Here is a 20,908-nt window from a genome sequence, read left to right as displayed (position 1 = left end):
GTAGATGGGCTAGGCGATGTGTCGCCAGTCGAGCCCTGAATCTTGATCGGCCAGTTGCAGCCAGTCCGGGTCGCACCCAAGGGTGTCGACAAAACATTGCCGGGCCAGCTGCGGCAAGTTGTTCTTGCTGCTCAGGTGGGCCAGGACCAGGTGTTGCAGGTCTTTCCAGCCCAACTCGGCCACCAGAAATGCCGCCTGATGGTTGTTCAAATGTCCCAGTTCGCCGCCTACCCGCTGCTTAAGAAAGTACGGATAGTGACCGCGAGCCAGCATGTCACGGCAGTGGTTGGCCTCGATCATCAATGCATCGAGATCCCGATAGCCGTCCAGCACCTTGTTGCAGTACGAGCCCAGGTCGGTCAACAGGCCAAAGCGTCGCTGACCGTCGCTAAACACGTATTGCGTCGGTTCCTGCGCATCATGGGCCACGGCAATGACACCGATGCTCAAGTCGCCGACTTGCAGTTGTTCGCCATCCGCCAGGAAACCCGCGGGTTCAATCGGCTTGCGCATCCCGCGCAAGGTCCCGCGACTGAGGTAGACAGGCAGATTGTAGCGCCGAGACAGCAAACCCACGCCATGCACGTGGTCGGCATGTTCGTGGGTCACGAGTATCGCGCTCAGCTGCGCAGGGTTCACACCCAGGCGCAGCAGGCGTTTTTCGGTTTCCCGCAGGGAGAAACCACAATCCACCAGCACGTACGTATCAGCACTGGCTATCAGCGTGCCGTTCCCCTGGCTACCGCTGCCGAGAACGGCAAAACGCATGTGATCAGCCCAGGTTGTCCTGAATCACGCTCAACACTTTGCGCGCTACATCAGCAGGCGCCACAGTATTGATGTTTTTCTCGACGGTGACCTGAACACTGTCGCCCACCTTGCTCAGGCGAACCTGATAACGCTCGGCACGGGCTTCAAGCTGTTCCTTGTCTGGCTTGCTGCCGAACAGACCACTGAAGAAACCTGGCTTGTCATCCTTCTTCTCGGCTTTTTCCGCCAGGTTGATGTAGTACAGGCCCAGGCTGCGGTTAATGTCTTCAACGCGCCATTCGCCCTGTTCCAATGCACGACCGACACTCGCCCAGGCACGATCCAGGTCCGAACCGACGTTCAGGACAGGGTTGCCGCTGCCATCAACGCTCAGGCTGACACGGCTTGGCGTTTCGAAGTCACGGGAGGCCAGCATGGAGACCGAACCGCCCTTCTCCGAGATGCGGCTCATGCTCGCGAGCATGTCGTCGACCAGTGCCGCGTCCAGGCCAGTATTGACCGAACGGTTGGTGAAGGCGACATCGGCGGTGCTGCCGGCAGGACGCTCGGCAGTGACCACATAGACTTCACTGGTGTTACGTTGCACGCCCGGTTCGATACGCACACGGGCACGGATTTCGCTGTCAGTGCCGACACCGGCTGCGCTCAGGCGCTTGGCCATGGCGGCGGACAGTTCGTCAGAGTGTTGCCAGGTCGTGGTGAACTCGCCGGTCTGCGGGCGCTGCTCGTCCAGACGGAAACCGTTGTCCTGGAAGAACTGCACGGCCACTGGCCAGGCTTCGGCCGGCGGATTTTGTGCCAGGATCCAGTGCGAGTCACCGCTCTTCTGCAGGGAGTAGGCGCTGGCATCGGCAATGGCCGACAACGGTTGCGGCCGGGGCACGATGTATTCGCCCTTGACGGTTTCGTCCGCTACGTTACGCGGGATCGGCAACAGCGGATCCAGACGCTTGGCGGTGCGAACATCCGGCGGCAGTTGCATCGGTGCAGTCTGTTGCGCTTGCAGGTAATCGCTACCACGGTCACGGAAATAACCTTCCGGGCCCCAGACCCATCCACAGCCACTGGTGCTGGAGATGATCAAGGCAAGTGCGGAAAGTCCGGCCAATCGCTTCATGCGTAATGCTTCCTCAATTAAACCAGAACGCCGGACTGGCGCATGGCCTGCCGCAGCGGTTCGTGACATTCGGCGCTGAGCCAGGTGAGCGGCAGACGGATGCCTTCCGGCATCAGGCCCATCTCATGCAGCGCCCATTTCACAGGGATAGGGTTGGATTCGATAAACAGGGTTTTATTGAGCGGCATCAGCTTTTCATGGATGGCGCGCGCCTTGTCGGCCTCGCCATTCAGCGCAGCGATGCACAGGTCGGCCATTTCGCGCGGTGCAACGTTGGCAGTGACCGAAATATTGCCCTTGCCGCCCAGCAGGATCAGCTCGACTGCGGTGGCATCGTCACCGGAGAGCACCAGGAAATCGCTGCTGACACCGTCGATAATGGCTTTGGCACGCTTGAGGTCGCCGGTGGCTTCCTTGATGCCGATGATGTTCTTGACGGTCGACAGACGGATCACGGTTTCAGCCTGCATGTCGCAAGCGGTACGTCCGGGCACGTTATAGAGGATCTGCGGGATATCGACGGCTTCGGCGATCGCCTTGAAGTGCTGGTACAAGCCTTCCTGGGTCGGCTTGTTGTAGTAGGGAGTGACCAGCAGGCAGGCATCGGCGCCGGCGGTCTTCGCGTTGGTGGTCAGCTCGATGGCTTCACGGGTCGAGTTGGCGCCGGTACCGGCGATCACCGGAATGCGGCCATTGACCTGCTTCACTATGCGACGGATGACTTCGATGTGTTCGCTCACATCAAGAGTGGCCGACTCACCTGTTGTGCCGACCGCCACGATGGCGTGGGTGCCGTTTTGCAGGTGAAAGTCCACCAGTTTGCTCAGACTGTCCCAGTCGAGACGACCCTGTGCATCCATGGGTGTGACCAGTGCCACCATACTGCCCGCAATCATGCAACCGCTCCTGCCGGAAAAAGAGAGCGGTAATGGTACTGGCGCCAAGATGCTTGTACAAGCGAAGTACTGCGCTGCCGCCATTCCCCTGAGCGTCGCTTTTCGCTACCCTTCAGACTTTGATCGATACTGACAAGCTCGTACGTCGGGTTTAAGCCTCCATTTTCGGCATCACAAGCCCCAATCCAGCGTTGCGGCCCCTCGCTCTTGCCATTGTGGAGCACGTTGCAACCTGTGCCTCGGGCTTTCTGAATTCGCATCCGCTGGCTCGCCCTGCTAAAACAAGCCGACAGAAGTATTGACCGCTCATCGCTTTAGGAATGCTGCATGTCCACCCCCACAGTTCGCGAACAATTCCTTGTCATCAGTGCCCTTGGCGCCAACCCCATGGAGCTGACTAACGTCCTGTGCCGCGCCAGCCATGAAAATCGCTGCGCCGTGGTTACCTCACGCCTGACACGCCACGGCGAGTGCAGTGCGCTTATCCTCGAAGTCTCTGGCAGTTGGGACGCCCTGGCACGCCTGGAAGGCAGCCTGCCCGTGCTGGCGAAACGGCACGCGTTCACCGTCAATGTAGTGCGCAGCGCAGCCCTGGAGAATCGTCCACAGGCTCTGCCTTACGTTGCATACGTCAGCTCGGCCTACCGATCGGACATCGTCAACGAGTTGTGCCAGTTCTTCATGGACCACAACGTCGAGCTGGAAAACCTGACTTGCGATACCTATCAGGCTCCGCAGACCGGCGGCACCATGCTTAACGCCACGTTTACCGTGACCTTGCCGGCCGGTGTGCAGATCAGTTGGTTGCGCGATCAATTCCTCGACTTCGCCGACGCGCTGAACCTGGATGCCCTGATTGAACCGTGGCGCCCACAAAACCCAATGTAAGGAAGCTTTCATGGCCGTTGCTATCGACCAACCGGTTGCCGATTTCGAAGCACCCGCCACCGGCGGACAGACCGTCAGCCTCGCGGCCCTCAAAGGCAAGCAGGTGGTGATCTACTTCTATCCGAAGGACAGCACACCAGGCTGCACCACTCAGGGCCAGGGCTTTCGCGATCAGCTCGAAGCCTTCAAAGCCGCCAACACCGAGGTGTTCGGCGTGTCGCGCGACAGCCTGAAATCCCACGAAAACTTCAAGGCCAAGCAAGCATTCACCTTCGAGCTGATCAGCGACAAGGAAGAAGCGCTTTGCCAGCAGTTCGACGTGATCAAGCTGAAAAAGCTCTACGGCAAGGAATACATGGGCGTGGATCGCAGCACGTTCCTGATCGACAAGAACGGTGTGTTGCGTCAGGAATGGCGTGGCGTGAAGGTGCCGGGGCATGTTGATGCGGTTTTAGCCGCTGCCCAGGCGCTGAACAAGGCTTGATTGTTTGACGCCTGCGCCGGCGCTCTCACTGGTCAGCCAGCGAAAGCGCCTTGGCGCTAACAGTCCATTCGGTCATTAAAGCAGAGGCGCCACCACAGGCTCCTTGCGGGGCCAGGCATCCAGCACAGCCTTGAACAGGGTCGCCAGGGGAATCGCAAAGAACACCCCCCAGAAGCCCCACAGGCCACCAAACAACAGCACCGCGCAAATGATCGCCACCGGGTGCAGGTTGACCGCCTCCGAAAACAGCAAAGGCACCAGCACGTTTCCGTCCAGGACCTGGATGATGCCGTAGACCGCCATCAAATAGATGAACTGATCGCTCCAGCCCCACTGGAACAGCGCAATCAGCAGCACCGGCACAGTGACCACCACGGCCCCGACATAGGGCACCACCACCGAGATCCCCACTAACAGCGCCAGCAGCGCCGCGTAGTTGAGCCCCAGTACAACGAAACCGATGTAGGTCGCGCCACCGCAGATGACGATTTCGATGACCTTGCCGCGAATGTAGTTGGCGATTTGCCGGTTCATCTCGTGGGCAACACGGGTGATCAACGCGCGCTCACGAGGCAAGTAACCGCGCACCCACAAACCAATCATCTCCCGGTCCTTGAGAAAGAAAAACACCAGAATCGGCACCAACACCAGATAGATCATGATATTGACCAGCAGCGGCAGGCTCGACAGCGAGAACGTCAGCGCCCACTGGCCGAACTTGCCGATCTCGCCCCGCGCCACTTCAATCGCCTGCAGCACCTGTTCGTCAGATACCAGATGCGGATAGCGTTCCGGTAGCAGCAACAACAGTGACTGCCACTTGGCGAGCATTCCCGGTAACTCGTTGAACAGCGTGATCAACTGATGCCAGAGCAACGGCACCACGACCACGATGAACACCAGCAGCACTCCCATGAACAACGCAAAGACCAACCCCACCGCAACCCCACCAGGTATACGAAGGCGTTCGAGGGTCACCACCAGGCCCTGCATCAAGTAGGCCAGCACCATCCCGGCCAGCACTGGCGCAAGCATGCCGCCCAGCGTGAGCACGGCGGTGAACGCCAGGAACAACAGGACGGCTAGAACCACGGCTTCTTCATCGGAGAAGTAGCGCTGAATCCAGTCGCGTAACACCTTGAACATTAGAAATCCTTAAGAACAAACACAGCAGGTTTCAGGCTTTTTTCAACCAGTACCGGTAAACGCCCGCTTCATCCTCTTCGCGAAGCAACGTATGACCGGCCAATCGGACAAAGGTGCGGAAGTCGCGCTGTGAACCCGCATCAGTGGCAATCACCTTGAGCACTGCGCCACTGGCCATCCGGTTGAGTTCCATCTTGGCTTTGAGCAACGGCAACGGGCAATTCAAGCCACTGGCGTCCAGTTCAACGTCATGGGCTACAGCGTCGGTCATTGCATCACTCCTGGTCAGGTGGTTGAGCTGCCTAGAATATCTGGTCGCGGCGCTGGTGTCCGGCTACAGTAAGGTCTTTGTCGACTAAGGCTTTGTGCATGACTTTTTTGCGCCCTACCCTGCTGACGCTTGCTTGCCTGCTTGCCTCGCCAGGCTTCGCCGACGACCTGCCGTCACTCGGCGACGCCAGCTCTGCCATTGTCTCGCCGCAGCAGGAATACCAGTTGGGCCGTGCATGGCTGGCACTGTTGCGCAGCCAGGTGTCGCAGCTCAACGACCCGCAGCTCAAGGACTATGTGGAATCCAGCGTTTACCGACTGGTCGAGACCAGCCAGGTCAATGACCGGCGCCTGGAGTTCATCCTGATCAACAGCCCCCAGCTCAACGCCTTCGCCGCCCCGGGCGGGATTGTCGGGGTGAACGGTGGCCTGTTCCTCAACGCCCAGACCGAAGGTGAATACGCCTCGGTACTGGCTCACGAATTGGCTCACTTGTCACAACGTCACTTTGCCCGTGGCGTCGAAGCCCAGCAGCGCATGCAAGTCCCCATGATGGCCGCCCTGCTGGCGGGTATCGTGATTGCTGCGGCCGGTGCCGGCGACGCCGGTATCGCGGCCATTGCGGGTACGCAGGCGGCAGCGATTCAGGAACAGCGCCGGTTTTCGCGCCAGAACGAGCAGGAAGCCGACCGTATCGGCATCCTCAATCTGGAAAAAGCCGGCTACGACCCGCGCTCGATGCCGACCATGTTCGAGCGCTTGGGGCGTCAGTACCGTTATGACGCCAAGCCACCGGAATTCCTGCTGACTCACCCGGTCACCGAATCACGGATCGCCGACACCCGCAACCGCGCCGAACAAGCGCCAAAGGGGGGTATCGAAGACAGCCTTCGCTATCAACTGATTCGCGCACGGGTCCAGTTGTTCTATGAAGAAACCCCGGGCTTGGGTGCCAAGCGTTTCCGCGCCGAGCTGGATGAAAATCCGAAAAGCGATGTCGCTCGCTACGGCCTGGCCATCGCCCAGATCAAGGGCGGCCAATTGAACGAAGCACGGGAAAATCTCAAGCCACTGCTGGCCAAGTCGCCGAACGAGCTCATCTATAACCTCGCTCAGGTCGATCTGGACATCACCAACAACCGCCTGCCGGACGCTCAATCCCGAGTTGACCGCATGCTGACGCAGTACCCAGGCAATTACCCGCTGAATCAGGTGCGCGTCGACCTGTTGCTGAAACAGAACCGTGCCGCCGATGCCGAAAAGGCACTCGAAGGCCTGCTCAAGTCGCGGCCGGATGATCCGGACGTGTGGTATCAGGTTGCCGAAACGCGCGGCCTGTCAGGCAACATCATCGGTCTGCATCAGGCACGTGCCGAGTATTTCGCGCTTGTAGGCGACTATAAACAGGCCATCCAGCAACTGGATTTCGCCAAGCGCAAGGCTGGCAGCAACTTCCCGCTGTCGTCACGCATCGATGCGCGCCAGCGTGAGCTGATGGAGCAGGAACGCATGATCAAGGACATGATGGGCTGAGTGCCCGAAAAACTTCAGGCATAAAAAAACCGCCTCTTTCGAGGCGGTTTTTCATTCAGCTTACAACCGGATTATTCAGCCAGTTTGAAGGTGATGAAGCTGGCGCGACCTTGACGCAGAACCCGCATCGACACCGAACGGTTCTTCGGCAACGACTTGGCGATCTCCGTGAATTGCTTGGTCGATTCAATGGCCTGATTGTTCAGGTGAGTAATGACGTCTCCTGGCTGCAAGCCAATCATCGAAGCAGGACCATCCTGGACTTCCTTGATCACCACGCCGCCTTTGAGGTCGAAGGTTTTTTTCTGCTCATCCGTCAGCTCAACCACGGAAACACCCAGGCGATTACTGCTGCGCTCGATGCTCGATTTGGGCAGGCTGTCCAGCTCTTTGCCTTCCTCAGGAATGGCGCCGACAGTCAGCTCGACGTTCTGGCGCTTACCGTCGCGGATCACCTCCAGCTTAGCCTTGGAGCCAGCTTTCAATGCGCCCACAAGGTGCGGCAGATCGGCAGACATGACGATCGGTTGACCGTTCATGCTCAGGATAACGTCACCGACTTGCAGACCACCCTTGGCAGCCGGGCCGTCGTCCTGGATCTGAGCAACCAGCGCACCGGCCGGTTTCTCCAGACCGAACGACTCGGCCAGATCCTTGTTCACTTCCTGAATCACGACACCCAACCAGCCGCGGCTCACTTTGCCGCCGCTTTTCAGCTGATTGGAAACGTCCATGGCCACATCGATAGGGATTGCGAACGAAACGCCCATGAAGCCACCGGAACGGGTATAGATCTGCGAGTTGATCCCGACCACTTCACCATTGAGGTTGAACAGCGGACCACCGGAGTTGCCCGGATTGATCGGCACGTCGGTCTGGATGAACGGCACGTAGTTTTCGTTTGGCAGGCTACGACCGACGGCACTGACGATACCTTGGGTCACGGTATGGTCAAAGCCGAATGGCGAACCGATTGCCACGACCCACTGGCCAGCCTTCAAATCCTGGGATTTGCCCAGTTTCAAGACCGGCAGATCCTTGCCTTCGATTTTCAGCAGCGCCACGTCGGAACGCGGGTCGGTGCCGACCAGTTTGGCTTTCATTTCGCTGCGGTCGGACAGACGCACGAGAATTTCGTCGGCATCGGCGATCACATGATTGTTGGTGAGGATGTAGCCATCAGGCGAAATGATGAAACCCGAACCCAGGGATTGGGCTTCACGCTGACGATCGCCCCGCGGTGAACGAGGCTGCTGCGGCATGCCCCGCTCGAAGAACTCGCGAAGCGCCGGCGGCAAGCCTTCCAGGTCAGGCATATCCTGGATCGACACTTTGCGGTCCGGCAGTTTTTGCGTGGTACTGATGTTGACCACCGCAGGCGATGCCTGTTCGACCAGCTGCGTGAAATCAGGCAATTCGACCGCTTGAGCAGCGACCGCCTGACCGAGCACCAGTACTGTGGCAAAAATGGAGAGGTAAGACTTCAAGCGTGGTATCGACATACGGCTCCCGTTACGACGAGCATGGTTAAGCGATATGGATCAAGGAACACCGAGAAAGATACGCCGGTATTTTTGTTCCGGGAACAACAAACAAGGCCAGAGCCGAGGGCTCTGACTTAAGAAAAATTCACTGGATTTTGCAAATTGAAATGTTCACGAAACATTTCTATCTCGGCTTACTGCTTGGTTGCGGCGGCGTCACTGCGCATGGAAAGCGCAATCCGCTCTGCAGTGCCGACCGGAATTTCGCCGACGACCGTGACCATCATTCCGCCTTGCGGGGTGGTCAGGCTTCGGGAAACGGCAACGGTGGGGCCCAGCTGCGTGCGGGTGTCAGTGACTGTCGCGCCGTTCAACGGCTCCAGGAACACCGAAAAACGCGCCAGACCATCGTCATACATCAAGCTGTTGACTTGGGTTTTGGTTTCCTGATCCTTGCGAGCCGAGCTGCTGACCAACTCGAAACCGGGTGGCAACCAGTCAGAATGCCAAGTTTGAGCCGCCTTCACAGAGGAAGCCTTGTCACTCTCGAGATTGACCGCCTTGCAATCTGCGCCTGGCTGCAACTCGGCGTCAGACGGGACATCGGCGGTATCCAGTTGCGTAAACTGGAATCGCTCCAACAACTGTCCTTTGTCATTCAGTAGCAATGACTTGAGAGGAAGGCCGGTTTCTTTATCCAGATGCAGTTCAAAACCATAGCGGTGTTGATCGCGTGGCGTCAGTGAAACGATCACCGCCGGTCGACCGGCCACGCGCGACTTGCCGATGACAGCAAGGTCATACCAATTCTTGAGCTTTTGAGGATCGAGGGCTCGCGCGGGAGAATTCGGGGAATCCCCAAGTCCGGCTATCAGGATGCCGCTGACGCATTGAGTATGCCCGTCAATGCGGACAACTTCCTGCTCGGAGCCATCCTGCTGGAGCAGGCGTTCATGGACCTTGCCCTCCTGGACGCGGTGCCAGATCTTATGGGTAGAAAAACTACCGTTACGCTCGTAGACAAAAGTACCCTGAAAGCTGTGCTGCTGCTCGGCCTGACCAAGACGGGTCAACCAGTCCTGGGCTTCATCGGCATGGGCTGGAACAATGAACCAGCCACTAAGCAGAAGCGTAAGTAGAGGTATGGCGCGCATGATCCTCCTTAACGGTTTTCCAGGCTTGCTGCACGAGCGTAAGGCAGAGCGCTCTCGGTACCTTTCATTGCAGCCTGTTGAGCATGTTGGCGCAAGTAGCCCGGCAGACGCTGATCGTGCCAGCCTGGTTGACCTTGCAATACGCCATTGGCCATGGGACCAGTAGCTTCCGAACTCTCATTGTAGCCTGCCAAAACGGCTGGGCCTTTAACTTGAGGAGCAATCAGGTTCTGTTGACTGGATTGCTGAGCCAGTTCGACGCCAGCGATCTCGTCCTGGTTGTACAGACGAACACCGGCCAGTACGGCAAGGGTTACCGAAGCCGCTACAGCCAGACGACCCAGGCTGCGCCATGGTCCGCGGGAGGCTTTAGCCGGCACGGCTTCATCAGCCAGAGCAGCAGATACGGCCGCAGCGATATCCAGGCGTGGAAGCAGCAGATCCTTGTGCATCACCGCCCGAGCGATTTGATAACGAGCCCAGGTATCACGGGTTTCAACATCGTCACAGGCACTCAGTACCCGACGCAATTCCAACTCGTCCGCTTCGTTATCCATCACTGCGGACAGCGATTCCTGCAGGGCTTCACGACTCATGGCGTTCCTCTCTTGGCTGTCGCCGCTGTCTTCAGTTTTCCTGCAACAACGGCTGCAGGGCTTTATCGATGGCCTCCCGGGCGCGGAAAATCCGGGAGCGCACGGTACCGACCGGGCATTGCATAACGCTCGCAATGTCCTCGTAACTCAGACCATCGAATTCACGTAAAGTTAAAGCCGTACGCAAATCTTCTGGCAGTTGCTGAATGGTTCGATGGACGGTGCCTTCGATCTCATCCCGCAGCAAAGCTCGTTCTGGCGACTCGAGATCCTTGAGGCCATGATCGCCATCGTAGAACTCTGCATCCTCGGAACTGACATCGCTATCCGGCGGCCGACGGCCGCGTGAAACCAGATAGTTTTTCGCCGTGTTAATGGCGATGCGGTAAAGCCACGTGTAAAACGCGCTGTCCCCGCGAAAATTTCCAAGTGCACGGTACGCCTTGATAAAGGCTTCCTGTGCCACATCCTGGGCTTCATGGGTGTCGTGCACAAAACGCACGATCAACCCGAGAATTTTGTGCTGGTATTTCAGCACTAGCAGATCGAAAGCACGCTTGTCGCCACGCTGAACGCGCTCGACCAGTTGCTGATCCTCTTCCTGGGTTAGCATGAACACTCCTCGATAAGCTCGAAGGAGGCTTGCATAACTAAACGACCGGACTTGCAAACATAGACTCGGGCTTTTCGCAAAAGTTCTCCCCCTCCAGGCAAGTTTCCTGCGGGCTCTGATTCGGCACGCACGAAAAGCGCAGCGCGAGATGGCCCGGCTGCGCAAATAATCTTGTCATCGGATTCGCTGGCAAGGACCCAACCGCGGTTCCTGCGCTGAAGCCGACACTGTCCCTTGAATCGGGCAACCGTCTATTGATCTTGGGCCTTTGGCAAAAGTTCCAAATATTTATAGCCGTGCCGAACCGACATTGTGCGACTGTGAATAGAAAAAGACTGTTAAATCCGCGATACAGTTCACTTGTCGCCGAATCGATGCAAAAAACATCCGACGAAGCGTCAGGTCTTTTCTGTCACGGTAGTTTCACAATGCCATATAGGCTCGGGTATTGTGCCGCTCCCCCTCTCTATATACTAGTGGGCTGCGCGGCTGCCTGACTTGCCTGTCCAGATGTCTGGCGCCTACCCCGACCCGGGTCGCTTTGAGCGGAATCCTGAAATGAGCCAACAGTTTCAACACGATGTTCTGGTAATTGGCAGCGGCGCTGCCGGCTTGAGCCTTGCGCTGACCTTGCCCGGTCATTTGCGCATTGCCGTACTGAGCAAAGGCGACCTCGCCAATGGCTCGACCTTCTGGGCGCAAGGCGGTGTTGCCGCGGTCCTCGACGACACCGACACCGTCGAGTCCCACGTCGATGACACCCTTAATGCTGGCGGTGGCCTGTGCCATGAGGACGCCGTGCGCTTTACCGTCGAACACAGTAAAGAGGCGATTCAATGGCTGATCGATCAGGGCGTGCCATTTACCCGCGATGAACAGTCAGGCACTGAAGATGGCGGATTCGAGTTTCACCTGACTCGCGAAGGCGGTCACAGCCACCGGCGTATCATCCATGCGGCCGATGCCACGGGCGCTGCGATTTTCAGGACGCTGCTCGCCCAGGCCAAGCAACGGCCGAACATCGAGTTGCTCGAACAACGGGTAGCCGTCGATCTGATCACCGAAAAACGCCTGGGCCTCGAAGGCGATCGCTGCCTGGGTGCCTATGTGCTCAATCGCGGCACCGGCGAAGTCGACACCTACGGCGCACGCTTCGTGATTCTTGCCTCCGGCGGCGCGGCCAAAGTCTACCTCTATACCAGCAACCCCGACGGCGCCTGCGGTGACGGCATCGCCATGGCCTGGCGATCCGGCTGCCGGGTGGCGAACCTGGAGTTCAACCAGTTCCACCCCACGTGCCTGTATCACCCGCAAGCCAAGAGTTTCCTGATCACCGAAGCCCTGCGCGGCGAAGGTGCACACCTGAAACTGCCCAATGGCGAGCGTTTCATGCAGCGCTTCGATCCACGGGCCGAACTGGCACCACGGGACATCGTCGCCCGGGCCATCGACCATGAAATGAAAAGGCTTGGTATCGATTGTGTCTATCTGGACATCAGCCACAAGTCCGAAGATTTCATCAAGACCCACTTCCCCACCGTGTACGAGCGCTGCCTCGAGTTTTCCATCGACATCACCAAACAGCCCATTCCGGTAGTTCCCGCGGCGCACTACACCTGTGGCGGCGTCATGGTCGACCAGCAAGGTCGCACCGACGTGCCAGGGCTGTATGCGATTGGCGAAACCAGCTTTACCGGCCTGCATGGCGCCAACCGCATGGCCAGTAACTCGCTGCTGGAGTGCTTTGTGTATGCGCGCTCAGCGGCGGCGGATATCCTGGAACAATTGCCGAACGTTTCGACCCCCGCCGCCCTGCCGGTCTGGGACGCGAGCCAGGTGACCGACTCCGATGAGGACGTGATCATTGCGCACAACTGGGATGAACTACGGCGATTCATGTGGGATTACGTGGGTATCGTGCGCACCAACAAGCGCCTGCAACGGGCCCAGCACCGAGTGCGCCTGCTGCTGGATGAAATCGACGAGTTCTACAGCAACTACAAGGTCAGCCGGGACTTGATCGAGTTGCGCAACCTGGCCCAGGTGGCCGAGTTGATGATTCGCTCAGCCATGGAGCGCAAGGAAAGTCGCGGCCTGCATTACACGCTGGACTATCCGAAGATGCTGCCGGTCGCGCTGGACACTATTCTGGTGCCGTCCACCTACGCCGGCTGAACTTGAGTCGAACCCGCAGGCGTCGGTGCAGATCCGCCGCCTGCGAATCCCGGGGCACGCAAACAGACCGGATGCGCCGCTCCCCCCGCAGACGAACCCGCAGCAGCACCACTAATGGCAGCGCGATACTGTCCGGACGAAGCTGCACCGCTTGCCATCCCGCCGCCCGGCTCCACAACTGCCAGCCATCGGCATCGCGCCGCAAGCCGCGAAAGGCCTGCGCGTGGGTCAGCAGAATCTGGCGTGGCAATGCCCAAACGGCGTGCAGCAGACAGCAAAAGGCGCCGAGCAGACTGGCCCAAAGCGGAATAGCGAGAAGATAAAGCGAACCCAACGCGAACAGCTGGGCCAACAGATACGCCGCCAGCAACTGCCGTGAGGCATGCCAGCGGCATTCGAAACCGTTACTTGGGCTGAACACGGTCCAGAATCATGCGGACCATGCGTTGAAGCTCCGGGTCTTCCGATTCGGCGCGTTCCATGAACCAGCCGAACATGTCCTGATCTTCGCATTCGAGCAACCTGACGTAGCAGGCACGATCAACCTCGTTGAGGTGCGGATAAACCTCTTTGACAAACGGCACCAGCAACACGTCAAGCTCAAGCATGCCGCGGCGGCTGTGCCAGTAGAGGCGATTCAGTTCAACATCTTCGACCATGGAGCGCTCCTCAAATAGGCCGCAAGTATACAGCCCCGCGCCCCGTAGAACAGTCGGCTTTGGTCGGGCACCGGCGAACCTTTGTGAACTACCCATTTCAACAGCGCCCCCTTATCATGTCCGCCAGATTCTTTACCCTGCGATGACCCATGGCCGATTCTGCTTTTTTCTGCACGCTGTCTCATGAAGGTGTTCTGGCGGTCCGCGGCGCGGATGCCGGCAAGTTCCTGCAAGGTCAATTGACCTGCAACCTCAATTACCTGAGCGATACCCAGGCCAGCCTCGGCGCGCGTTGCACGCAGAAGGGCCGGATGCAGTCGAGTTTCCGCATTCTGCTCGAAGGTGACGGCGTGCTCATGGCCATGGCCAGCGAATTGCTGGAACCGCAACTGGCCGACCTGAAAAAGTACGCCGTATTTTCCAAGTCCAAACTGACCGACGAAAGCGCTGCCTGGGTCCGCTTCGGCATCGATCATGGCGATGCCGCGCTCGACAGCCTCGGCCTTGAACTGCCTGCGGAAACCGACCGGGTGGTGCGCAGTGACGGGCTGATCGCCATTCGCGTTTCACCCGATCGCGCCGAACTCTGGGTCAGCGCCGATCAAGCCGGGGCCATCAAGGGCAAGCTGTCCGCCCTGCTTGCCGAAGGCGACCTGAATCAATGGCTGCTGGGCCAGATCCGCGCAGGGATCGGCCAGGTGATGCCGGGCACCCGCGAGCTGTTCATCCCGCAGATGCTTAACCTGCAGGCTGTCGGAGGCGTGAGCTTCAAGAAAGGTTGCTACACCGGCCAGGAAATCGTCGCGCGGATGCAATACCTGGGCAAACTCAAGCGCCGCCTGTATCGCCTGCAACTGGACGCCAGCGAACGGCCTGAACCTGGCACCCAGCTGTTTTCCCCGAGCCATGGCAGTTCAATCGGCGAAGTGGTACTGGCCGCCCATGGCGAACAACAGATCGAATTGCTGGCGGTGCTGCAAGCCGAAGCAGCGGAGGCCGGCGACCTTCACGTCGGCGCGGTCGACGGCCCGGCCTTGCACTTGCTCGATCTGCCTTATCAACTGGACCGCGACCGCGAAATCCAGCGTTAACCGCAGTACTTTTTTGCGACACCAAGAGAACAGAAATGAGTGAGCTGGCGGAAAAGGTCCAAAGGGATTTGGTTGAGGCCATCGATAACGATGACCTGGTTCTGCCAACACTTCCGGAAGTGGCACTGCAGATTCGCAAGGCGGCAGAGGACCCTGAAGTCAGTATCAGCGCCCTGAGCAAGGTCATTGGCCGCGATACCGCGCTGTCGGCGCGCCTGATCAAAGTGGTCAATAGCCCGCTGCTGCGCGCGACCCAGGAAGTTACCGAGTTGCAAACGGCCGTCACTCGCCTGGGGATCAACTACAGCAGTAACCTGGCCATCGGCCTGGTCATGGAGCAGATCTTCCATGCCCGCTCCGAGGTGGTGGAACAGAAAATGCGTGAAGTCTGGCGCAAGAGCCTGGAAATCGCCGGTGTCAGCTATGCGTTGTGTCGCCACTACACCCAGCTCAAGCCCGATCAGGCAGCCCTTGGCGGGCTGGTGCATCAAATCGGCGTCCTGCCGATCCTGACTTACGCCGAAGATCACTATGATCTATTGTCCGACCCGGTCAGCCTCAACCATGTGATCGACCATATCCATCCGCTGCTCGGCGACAAATTGCTCAGGGTCTGGGAGTTTCCGGACATGCTGGTGCAGGTGCCGAGGCTCTACCTGAACTTCAAGCGACGGTCTGACCAGATCGATTATGTTGATCTGGTGCAGGTGGCCAGCCTGTACTGCTGTAAAGACACCGACCACCCGTTTGCCTGCATCGACCCCTTCAGCGTGCCAGCCTTCAACAAGCTTGGGATCGATTACGACAACAAAGCCCTGTGCGCCGATCTGGAAGAATCACGCTCGATGTTTTATTAAGCATCAATGCAATTCCTGTGGCGAGGGCGCCAGCCTCCTCGCCACACATGCTTGACTCACTCCCCGGCAATAAAACTCACCCGCACTTTCAACCCCGCGTGCTCACCATCATGCAGGCTGATCTGCGCCAGGTGCGCGCGGCAGATCTCGCCGACAATCGCCAAGCCCAACCCGGACCCGGCCACCTGCTGGTTACGTCGGTAAAAACGTTCGAACACGCGATCACGCTCATCGAGCGGAATGCCCGGTCCATCGTCCTCAACCTCCAGCACCGCCGGTGCCGAGACTCGCAAAATCACGTTGCCGCCCGGTGGCGTATGGGCCAGCGCGTTATCCACCAGGTTGCTCAACAGTTCGTTGAGCAAGGTCGGCTCACCCCGCATCCACACCGGCTCGTCCGCTTCCAGCGCTAGCGCCACGCCGCGCTTGTGGGCCAATGGCGCCATGGCCATACCCAGGTCACGCGCCAGTTGACTGAGATCGAGCAGCTGCGCGCCGCCCTCGGCAATCGCCCGGGCGCCATTTTCGACCCGAGCCAGGGAGAGCAATTGATTGGCCAGATGGGTCAAGCGATCGGTGCCCTGGGCGGCGGCTTCCAGCGTACTGCGCCAGGTTTGCGGTTCGCTTGAACGCAGGCCCAGTTCCAGCCGCGCCTTGAGCGCCGCCAATGGGGTGCGCAGTTCGTGGGCGGCATCGGCGATGAATTGCGCCTGACGCTCGAACTGCCCGCGCAGGCGTTCGGTAAAGTGATTGAGCGCACGCACCAGCGGCCACAACTCATGCTGCACTTCCACCAATGGCAATGGCCGCAGGTCATCCGGCTGGCGTTCTTCCACCGCCGAGCGCAAGCGCTCCAGTGGGCGTAGCGCGGCACTGACCGCGAACCACACCACCATTAGCGCACCAATGGCCAGCATGCCAAGACGCAGCAACGTGTCGGTCGCCAGGCTGCGGGCCATGCTGACGCGCGCCTCGTCGGTTTCCGCCACGCGAATTTCCGCCATGCCATTCATGTTCGGTTCGCTGACCGGTTTGAGCAGACTCACCACACGTACGTTCTGCCCTCGGTAAGTCGCATTGTAGAAACGCGCCAACGCCGGATAGTCATCGGTGCGCGGTGTCCCCGGTGGAGGTGGCGGAAGGTTTTCGTAACCGGAAATCAGCTTCTGATTGATATCGTTGACCAGATAAAAAATCCGACCGGCACTGTCGTACGCGAACGTGTCGAGCGCCACGTAAGGCACATCGGCGCTCAGCGTGCCGTCGCGCTGGGTCACGCCCGCCGCGATGGTCCGGGCTGAAGCGAGCAATGTCCGGTCATAAGCGGTGTCGGCCGCTTCGCGACCATTCCAGTAGGCACTCAAACCACTGGCCAGCATCAACACCACCAACAACAGCGCCAGGTTCCACAGCAACCGCCAGCGCAGGCTGCTGGGCTTATGCATCGCGGCTTTCCAGCAAATAACCGAGACCACGGAACGTCACGATGGCAACCGGCTGACCGTCGAGCTTCTTGCGCAAGCGATGTATGTAGATTTCGATGGCGTCGGGACTGGCTTCCTCGTCGAGGCCAAATACCTGGGAGGCCAATTGCTCCTTGCTCATCACCCGGCCGGGACGGGCGATCAAGGCTTCGAGCACGGCTTGTTCACGGGAAGTCAGGGTCAGCAGTTCTTCGCCAAGGGTGAAACGGCGCGTGTCCAGGTCATAGGCCAGCACGCCGCAACGTTGCAGGCGCTCGCCACCGAGCACGCTACGCCGCAGCAGTGCCTTGACCCGGGCTTCAAGCTCGGTGAGTTCGAAAGGTTTGGCCAGGTAATCGTCTGCACCCAGATTCAGCCCATGGACCCGATCCTTGACGTCGCTGCGTGCGGTCAACATCAACACCGGCAGGTTCTTGCCCCGCCCGCGCAAACGCGCCAACACCTCGAAACCATCCATGCGCGGCAAGCCGACATCAAGGATCGCCATGGCGTATTCCTCGCTGCCCAGCGCCAGGTCGGCGGCCACGCCGTCGTGCAGCACATCCACGGTCAACCCGGTGCTCTTGAGCGCCTGGGCGACACTCTCGGCGAGCTGCAGATGGTCTTCGACGAGCAGGACACGCATGAATTTTCACCTCATTCAGGGATGGTCGACGCCATTCTTTGGCGCGGAGTTTACAGCCGCAACCGCCGCTGTGAAGCCCGAAAACCGTGAAAGTCAGCTGAAAGGTTAACGAAAGGTTAGCCCGTTACAGTCCAGCCACGGACAGTTTCGGCTGCCGTCGCTGCTGCCACACAGCGATACGAAAAACGCCTCGAAGCGTTTTCGACCAATAAGAACAATAAACGGAGTCATTCATCCATGCAGTCCTTGCAGACCCAGGCTATCGCGCCTGCCCGCCTCTCCCGTTTCAGCCACACTGCGCTTGCCAGCGCTGCCGCCCTGGCCGGTTTTTCACCGTTGAGCCAGGCCGCCTTCATCGAAGACAGCTCGGCCACGTTCGAAACCCGCAACATGTATTTCAACCGCGATTTTCGCGACGGTACCAGTGCCCAACAGTCCAAGCGTGATGAGTGGGCCCAGGGCTTCATGCTCAATCTGAAATCGGGCTACACCGATGGCACCGTGGGGTTCGGTGTCGACGCACTGGGCATGATGGGGGTCAAGCTCGACTCAAGCCCGGACCGTACGGGGACCGGCCTGTTGCCGACCGACGATGGGCGCGCCGTCAACGAATACTCCAAGCTCGGCCTGACCGGAAAAATGAAGATCTCCGCCAGCGAGCTGAAAGTCGGCACCCTGATTCCGGAGCTGCCGATCCTCAAGCCCAACGACGGGCGCATCCTGCCGCAGACCTTCGAGGGCGGCATGCTGACTTCCAAAGAAATCAAGAACCTGACTTTCACCGGCGGGCGCCTGGACAAGGCCAAGGATCGCGACAGCACCGACTTCCAGGACATTGCCCTCAACAACAAGAACAGCCGCTTCGCCGGCACGGTGGCCGGCAAACACTTCGACTTTGGCGGCGTGGACTACAAGTTCACCGACAAGATCACCGGCAGCTACCACTTCGCCCAACTCGATGACGTCTACAACCAGCACTTTCTCGGGCTGGTCGCTTCCAAGCCGTTCGGCCCCGGCACCTTTGCCAGCGACCTGCGGTTTGCCATCAGTGACGACCAGGGCCAGGCCCGTGGCGGCAAGATCGACAACAAGTCGCTCAATGGCCTGGTGAGCTACGCCTTGAGCGGGCACAAATTCAGCGCGGGCTACCAGCACATGTCCGGCGACAGCGCGTTCCCCTATGTGGATGGCAGCGACCCGTACCTGGTGAACTTCGTGCAGATCAACGACTTTGCCGGCGCCGAAGAGCGCTCCTGGCAGGCGCGTTATGACTTTGACTTTGTCACCCTCGGCATCCCTGGCCTCAGCTTCATGAGCCGTTACGTGAGCGGTGACAACATCAAGCTCAAGAACGGTGACGAAGGCAAGGAATGGGAACGCAACAGCGAGATTAAATATGTTGTACAAAGCGGCGCACTCAAGGATGTTGCCGTCCGCCTGCGCAATGCCACCTACCGTTCCAACTACTCCGCTCGCGATGCCGATGAAGTGCGTCTGCTGGTGAGCTATAGCGTTGCCCTTTGGTAATTCAGTACGTCCATAACAACAACTCCCAAGGAGACTTGAATGAACCTGTCAATGCGTAAAATCGCCCTCGCCGCCAGCGTCCTGCTGTTCACCGGCCAGGCGCTCGCCGAGCCCAAACGCCCCGAATGCATCGCCCCGGCCTCGCCAGGGGGTGGTTTCGACCTGACCTGCAAACTGGCGCAAAGCGCGCTGGTCAACGAAAAATTGCTGACCAAACCGATGCGCGTGACCTACATGCCCGGCGGCGTCGGCGCGGTGGCGTACAACGCGGTCGTCGCCCAGCGTCCGGCCGATGCCGGCACCCTGGTGGCCTGGTCCAGCGGTTCGCTGTTGAACCTGGCGCAAGGCAAGTTCGGGCGTTTCGATGAAACCAACGTGCGCTGGCTCGCCGCCGTGGGTACCAGCTATGGCGCCATCGCGGTGAAAAGCGATTCGCCCTACAAGACCCTGGACGATCTGGTGCAGGCGTTGAAGAAAGATCCGAGCAAAGTGGTGATCGGTTCCGGCGGCACGGTCGGCAGCCAGGACTGGATGCAAACCGCATTGATCGCCAAGGCCGCCGGGATCAACCCGCGCGACCTGCGTTACGTCGCCCTCGAAGGTGGCGGTGAAATCGCGACCGCCCTGCTCGGCGGCCACATCCAGGTCGGCAGCACCGACATTTCCGACTCCATGCCGCACATCCAGAGCGGCGATATGCGCTTGCTGGCGGTGTTCGCCGACAAGCGTCTCGACGAGCCGGAAATGAAAGACATCCCGACCGCCAGGGAACAAGGCTACGACATCGTCTGGCCGGTGGTTCGCGGTTTCTACCTCGGGCCGAAAGTCAGCGATGAAGATTACGCCTGGTGGAAAGCGGCCTTTGACAAGCTGCTGGCTTCCGAAGACTTCGCCAAGTTGCGCGATCAGCGGGAACTGTTTCCGTTCGCCATGACCGGCCCGGAGCTCGACACCTATGTGAAGAAGCAAGTGGCGGATTACAAGGTGCTGGCCAAAGAGTTCGGCCTGATTCAGTGATCGCCTCTGTCTAGCTAGCGGCTGCGGCTCCGGTTTGCGGGGCCGCGGCCCAGGAGTTCCCCATGCTCTTACAACGCATTTTTGCATCGGTGCTGTTGCTGGCCTGTGTTGGCCTGGCGCTGATGGCCTGGCCGTATCAAGCGGCTTTTTCCTACGAACCGGTGGGGCCTCGGGCCTTTCCGCTGTTGATGCTCGGTCTGATGAGTGCGGCGCTGCTGTACATGGTTTTTCGCCCGGCACCGATCAAGCACAGCGCTGACGAGCCGCCACTGGATCGCGCAACCCTGAACAAAATCGGCCTCTGCGTGGTGCTGTTACTGGTCTTCGCCGGCACCTTCGAACCCCTCGGTTTCATCGTCGCCAGCATCCTCACCGGCGTGCCGATGGCGCGCCTGTATGGCGGCCGCTGGCTGCCCAGTGTCGTGATCATCAGCCTGATGGCCGTCGGCCTCTACCTGCTGTTCGACAAGTTGATGGACGTGCCGCTGCCCCTTGGCGTGCTCGACGTTCTGGAGAACTGA

22 protein-coding genes are annotated in these 20,908 nt (G+C 59.4%); 9 read left to right on the top strand and 13 right to left on the bottom strand.

Translation table 11 applies throughout. From position 1 onward, the window contains the following. Nucleotides 1-9: 9 nt before the first annotated feature. Genes AC1Q6D_RS12355 through dapA form a run of 3 tightly spaced genes read right to left on the bottom strand, consistent with a single transcriptional unit; the run spans nt 10 to nt 2,784 of the window. On the bottom strand, nt 10-768 hold the full coding sequence (locus AC1Q6D_RS12355; protein WP_047526792.1) for an MBL fold metallo-hydrolase: 759 nt from the start codon (nt 766-768) through the stop codon (nt 10-12). A 4-nt stretch (nt 769-772) separates the two neighbouring features. Beyond that, on the bottom strand, nt 773-1,888 hold the full coding sequence (bamC, locus tag AC1Q6D_RS12350; RefSeq protein ID WP_103405185.1) for an NlpB/DapX family lipoprotein: 1,116 nt from the start codon (nt 1,886-1,888) through the stop codon (nt 773-775). Between the two features lie 17 nt (nt 1,889-1,905). Then, on the bottom strand, nt 1,906-2,784 hold the full coding sequence (gene dapA / locus AC1Q6D_RS12345) for a 4-hydroxy-tetrahydrodipicolinate synthase (RefSeq protein ID WP_103405184.1): 879 nt from the start codon (nt 2,782-2,784) through the stop codon (nt 1,906-1,908). Nucleotides 2,785-3,111: 327 nt separating this feature from the next. Between dapA and AC1Q6D_RS12340 the strand changes: the two genes are divergently transcribed. Then, entirely contained in the window at nt 3,112-3,672 is a 561-nt protein-coding gene (locus AC1Q6D_RS12340; protein ID WP_047526789.1) for a glycine cleavage system transcriptional repressor, read from the top strand. Nucleotides 3,673-3,682: 10 nt separating this feature from the next. Further along, nucleotides 3,683-4,156 (top strand): peroxiredoxin, encoded by a 474-nt coding sequence (locus AC1Q6D_RS12335; protein ID WP_103405183.1) that lies wholly within the window; start codon nt 3,683-3,685, stop codon nt 4,154-4,156. A 75-nt stretch (nt 4,157-4,231) separates the two neighbouring features. Here AC1Q6D_RS12335 and AC1Q6D_RS12330 read toward each other — a convergent pair whose 3' ends face one another. Further along, entirely contained in the window at nt 4,232-5,302 is a 1,071-nt protein-coding gene (locus AC1Q6D_RS12330) for an AI-2E family transporter (protein WP_103405182.1), read from the bottom strand. A gap of 31 nt (nt 5,303-5,333) precedes the next feature. Next, on the bottom strand, nt 5,334-5,573 hold the full coding sequence (locus AC1Q6D_RS12325; protein ID WP_047526784.1) for a sulfurtransferase TusA family protein: 240 nt from the start codon (nt 5,571-5,573) through the stop codon (nt 5,334-5,336). A 98-nt stretch (nt 5,574-5,671) separates the two neighbouring features. On the opposite strand from AC1Q6D_RS12325, the gene AC1Q6D_RS12320 reads away from it, so the two are divergent. Then, a complete protein-coding gene (locus tag AC1Q6D_RS12320) occupies nt 5,672-7,105 on the top strand; it encodes a M48 family metalloprotease (RefSeq protein ID WP_047526783.1) in 1,434 nt (477 codons plus the stop codon). A 71-nt stretch (nt 7,106-7,176) separates the two neighbouring features. Here the strand turns inward: AC1Q6D_RS12320 and AC1Q6D_RS12315 are convergent, their stop codons facing one another. From AC1Q6D_RS12315 to rpoE, 4 genes are all read right to left on the bottom strand, one after another. Next, nucleotides 7,177-8,607: a DegQ family serine endoprotease gene (locus tag AC1Q6D_RS12315; RefSeq protein WP_047526781.1), complete on the bottom strand. Its 1,431-nt coding sequence runs from the start codon at nt 8,605-8,607 to the stop codon at nt 7,177-7,179. Between the two features lie 176 nt (nt 8,608-8,783). Continuing rightward, complete coding sequence (locus AC1Q6D_RS12310) at nt 8,784-9,743, bottom strand: MucB/RseB C-terminal domain-containing protein (RefSeq protein ID WP_103405181.1); 960 nt, start codon at nt 9,741-9,743, stop codon at nt 8,784-8,786. A gap of 8 nt (nt 9,744-9,751) precedes the next feature. Beyond that, nucleotides 9,752-10,339 (bottom strand): sigma-E factor negative regulatory protein, encoded by a 588-nt coding sequence (locus AC1Q6D_RS12305; protein ID WP_103405180.1) that lies wholly within the window; start codon nt 10,337-10,339, stop codon nt 9,752-9,754. 31 nt (nt 10,340-10,370) lie between these two features. Beyond that, on the bottom strand, nt 10,371-10,952 hold the full coding sequence (rpoE, locus tag AC1Q6D_RS12300) for an RNA polymerase sigma factor RpoE/AlgU (RefSeq protein WP_003172477.1): 582 nt from the start codon (nt 10,950-10,952) through the stop codon (nt 10,371-10,373). Nucleotides 10,953-11,510: 558 nt separating this feature from the next. Here rpoE and nadB point away from each other — a divergent pair. Next, nucleotides 11,511-13,127 carry an L-aspartate oxidase gene (nadB, locus tag AC1Q6D_RS12295; RefSeq protein WP_103405179.1) on the top strand — a complete coding sequence of 539 codons (1,617 nt, stop codon included), beginning with the start codon at nt 11,511-11,513 and terminating at the stop codon, nt 13,125-13,127. On the opposite strand, the gene AC1Q6D_RS12290 is transcribed toward nadB, so the two are convergent. Further along, complete coding sequence (locus AC1Q6D_RS12290) at nt 13,096-13,548, bottom strand: protein YgfX (protein ID WP_103405178.1); 453 nt, start codon at nt 13,546-13,548, stop codon at nt 13,096-13,098. The genes nadB and AC1Q6D_RS12290 overlap by 32 nt on opposite strands. Further along, the gene (locus AC1Q6D_RS12285) at nt 13,532-13,786 is read right to left on the bottom strand and encodes an FAD assembly factor SdhE (protein ID WP_007898624.1); all 255 of its coding nucleotides are present in this window, start codon (nt 13,784-13,786) and stop codon (nt 13,532-13,534) included. Before AC1Q6D_RS12285 ends, AC1Q6D_RS12290 begins: the two co-directional genes overlap by 17 nt. A gap of 149 nt (nt 13,787-13,935) precedes the next feature. On the opposite strand from AC1Q6D_RS12285, the gene ygfZ reads away from it, so the two are divergent. Next, nucleotides 13,936-14,877, top strand: a complete 942-nt coding sequence (gene ygfZ, locus AC1Q6D_RS12280) for a CAF17-like 4Fe-4S cluster assembly/insertion protein YgfZ (protein ID WP_103405177.1) — start codon at nt 13,936-13,938, stop codon at nt 14,875-14,877. 35 nt (nt 14,878-14,912) lie between these two features. Continuing rightward, a complete protein-coding gene (locus AC1Q6D_RS12275; protein WP_103405176.1) occupies nt 14,913-15,734 on the top strand; it encodes an HDOD domain-containing protein in 822 nt (273 codons plus the stop codon). A gap of 56 nt (nt 15,735-15,790) precedes the next feature. On the opposite strand, the gene AC1Q6D_RS12270 is transcribed toward AC1Q6D_RS12275, so the two are convergent. Both AC1Q6D_RS12270 and AC1Q6D_RS12265 read right to left on the bottom strand, forming a co-directional pair. After that, nucleotides 15,791-17,179, bottom strand: a complete 1,389-nt coding sequence (locus AC1Q6D_RS12270) for a sensor histidine kinase (RefSeq protein WP_103405175.1) — start codon at nt 17,177-17,179, stop codon at nt 15,791-15,793. Next, on the bottom strand, nt 17,172-17,843 hold the full coding sequence (locus AC1Q6D_RS12265) for a response regulator (protein ID WP_103405174.1): 672 nt from the start codon (nt 17,841-17,843) through the stop codon (nt 17,172-17,174). The genes AC1Q6D_RS12270 and AC1Q6D_RS12265 overlap by 8 nt, the downstream gene beginning before the upstream one ends. A gap of 237 nt (nt 17,844-18,080) precedes the next feature. Between AC1Q6D_RS12265 and AC1Q6D_RS12260 the strand changes: the two genes are divergently transcribed. The 3 genes from AC1Q6D_RS12260 (at nt 18,081) to AC1Q6D_RS12250 (ending at nt 20,908) form a co-directional block, all read left to right on the top strand. Then, entirely contained in the window at nt 18,081-19,370 is a 1,290-nt protein-coding gene (locus AC1Q6D_RS12260) for an OprD family porin (RefSeq protein WP_103405173.1), read from the top strand. A 39-nt stretch (nt 19,371-19,409) separates the two neighbouring features. Beyond that, nucleotides 19,410-20,387, top strand: coding sequence for a Bug family tripartite tricarboxylate transporter substrate binding protein (locus tag AC1Q6D_RS12255; RefSeq protein WP_103405172.1), 978 nt, complete (start codon nt 19,410-19,412; stop codon nt 20,385-20,387). Nucleotides 20,388-20,449: 62 nt separating this feature from the next. Further along, a complete protein-coding gene (locus AC1Q6D_RS12250) occupies nt 20,450-20,908 on the top strand; it encodes a tripartite tricarboxylate transporter TctB family protein (protein ID WP_047526749.1) in 459 nt (152 codons plus the stop codon).

The sequence above is a fragment of the Pseudomonas sp. MT92 genome, assembly GCF_058792515.1.
The sequence above is the reverse complement of the archived record's forward strand: the minus strand, read 5'-3'. Positions and strand labels throughout refer to the sequence as shown.

Bases quoted from the DNA above. Each gene is read 5' to 3' on its own strand.
- AC1Q6D_RS12275 (WP_103405176.1), top strand. From the start codon at position 14,913: ATGAGTGAGCTGGCGGAAAAGGTCCAAAGGGATTTGGTTGAGGCCATC.
- AC1Q6D_RS12340 (WP_047526789.1), top strand. From the start codon at position 3,112: ATGTCCACCCCCACAGTTCGCGAACAATTCCTTGTCATCAGTGCCCTT.
- AC1Q6D_RS12320 (WP_047526783.1), top strand. From the start codon at position 5,672: ATGACTTTTTTGCGCCCTACCCTGCTGACGCTTGCTTGCCTGCTTGCC.
- AC1Q6D_RS12255 (WP_103405172.1), top strand. From the start codon at position 19,410: ATGAACCTGTCAATGCGTAAAATCGCCCTCGCCGCCAGCGTCCTGCTG.
- AC1Q6D_RS12270 (WP_103405175.1), bottom strand. From the start codon at position 17,179: ATGCATAAGCCCAGCAGCCTGCGCTGGCGGTTGCTGTGGAACCTGGCG.
- dapA (WP_103405184.1), bottom strand. From the start codon at position 2,784: ATGATTGCGGGCAGTATGGTGGCACTGGTCACACCCATGGATGCACAG.
- bamC (WP_103405185.1), bottom strand. From the start codon at position 1,888: ATGAAGCGATTGGCCGGACTTTCCGCACTTGCCTTGATCATCTCCAGC.
- AC1Q6D_RS12260 (WP_103405173.1), top strand. From the start codon at position 18,081: ATGCAGTCCTTGCAGACCCAGGCTATCGCGCCTGCCCGCCTCTCCCGT.
- AC1Q6D_RS12265 (WP_103405174.1), bottom strand. From the start codon at position 17,843: ATGCGTGTCCTGCTCGTCGAAGACCATCTGCAGCTCGCCGAGAGTGTC.
- ygfZ (WP_103405177.1), top strand. From the start codon at position 13,936: ATGGCCGATTCTGCTTTTTTCTGCACGCTGTCTCATGAAGGTGTTCTG.
- AC1Q6D_RS12305 (WP_103405180.1), bottom strand. From the start codon at position 10,339: ATGAGTCGTGAAGCCCTGCAGGAATCGCTGTCCGCAGTGATGGATAAC.
- AC1Q6D_RS12325 (WP_047526784.1), bottom strand. From the start codon at position 5,573: ATGACCGACGCTGTAGCCCATGACGTTGAACTGGACGCCAGTGGCTTG.
- AC1Q6D_RS12315 (WP_047526781.1), bottom strand. From the start codon at position 8,607: ATGTCGATACCACGCTTGAAGTCTTACCTCTCCATTTTTGCCACAGTA.
- AC1Q6D_RS12335 (WP_103405183.1), top strand. From the start codon at position 3,683: ATGGCCGTTGCTATCGACCAACCGGTTGCCGATTTCGAAGCACCCGCC.
- AC1Q6D_RS12355 (WP_047526792.1), bottom strand. From the start codon at position 768: ATGCGTTTTGCCGTTCTCGGCAGCGGTAGCCAGGGGAACGGCACGCTG.
- AC1Q6D_RS12310 (WP_103405181.1), bottom strand. From the start codon at position 9,743: ATGCGCGCCATACCTCTACTTACGCTTCTGCTTAGTGGCTGGTTCATT.
- rpoE (WP_003172477.1), bottom strand. From the start codon at position 10,952: ATGCTAACCCAGGAAGAGGATCAGCAACTGGTCGAGCGCGTTCAGCGT.
- AC1Q6D_RS12250 (WP_047526749.1), top strand. From the start codon at position 20,450: ATGCTCTTACAACGCATTTTTGCATCGGTGCTGTTGCTGGCCTGTGTT.
- AC1Q6D_RS12285 (WP_007898624.1), bottom strand. From the start codon at position 13,786: ATGGTCGAAGATGTTGAACTGAATCGCCTCTACTGGCACAGCCGCCGC.
- nadB (WP_103405179.1), top strand. From the start codon at position 11,511: ATGAGCCAACAGTTTCAACACGATGTTCTGGTAATTGGCAGCGGCGCT.
- AC1Q6D_RS12330 (WP_103405182.1), bottom strand. From the start codon at position 5,302: ATGTTCAAGGTGTTACGCGACTGGATTCAGCGCTACTTCTCCGATGAA.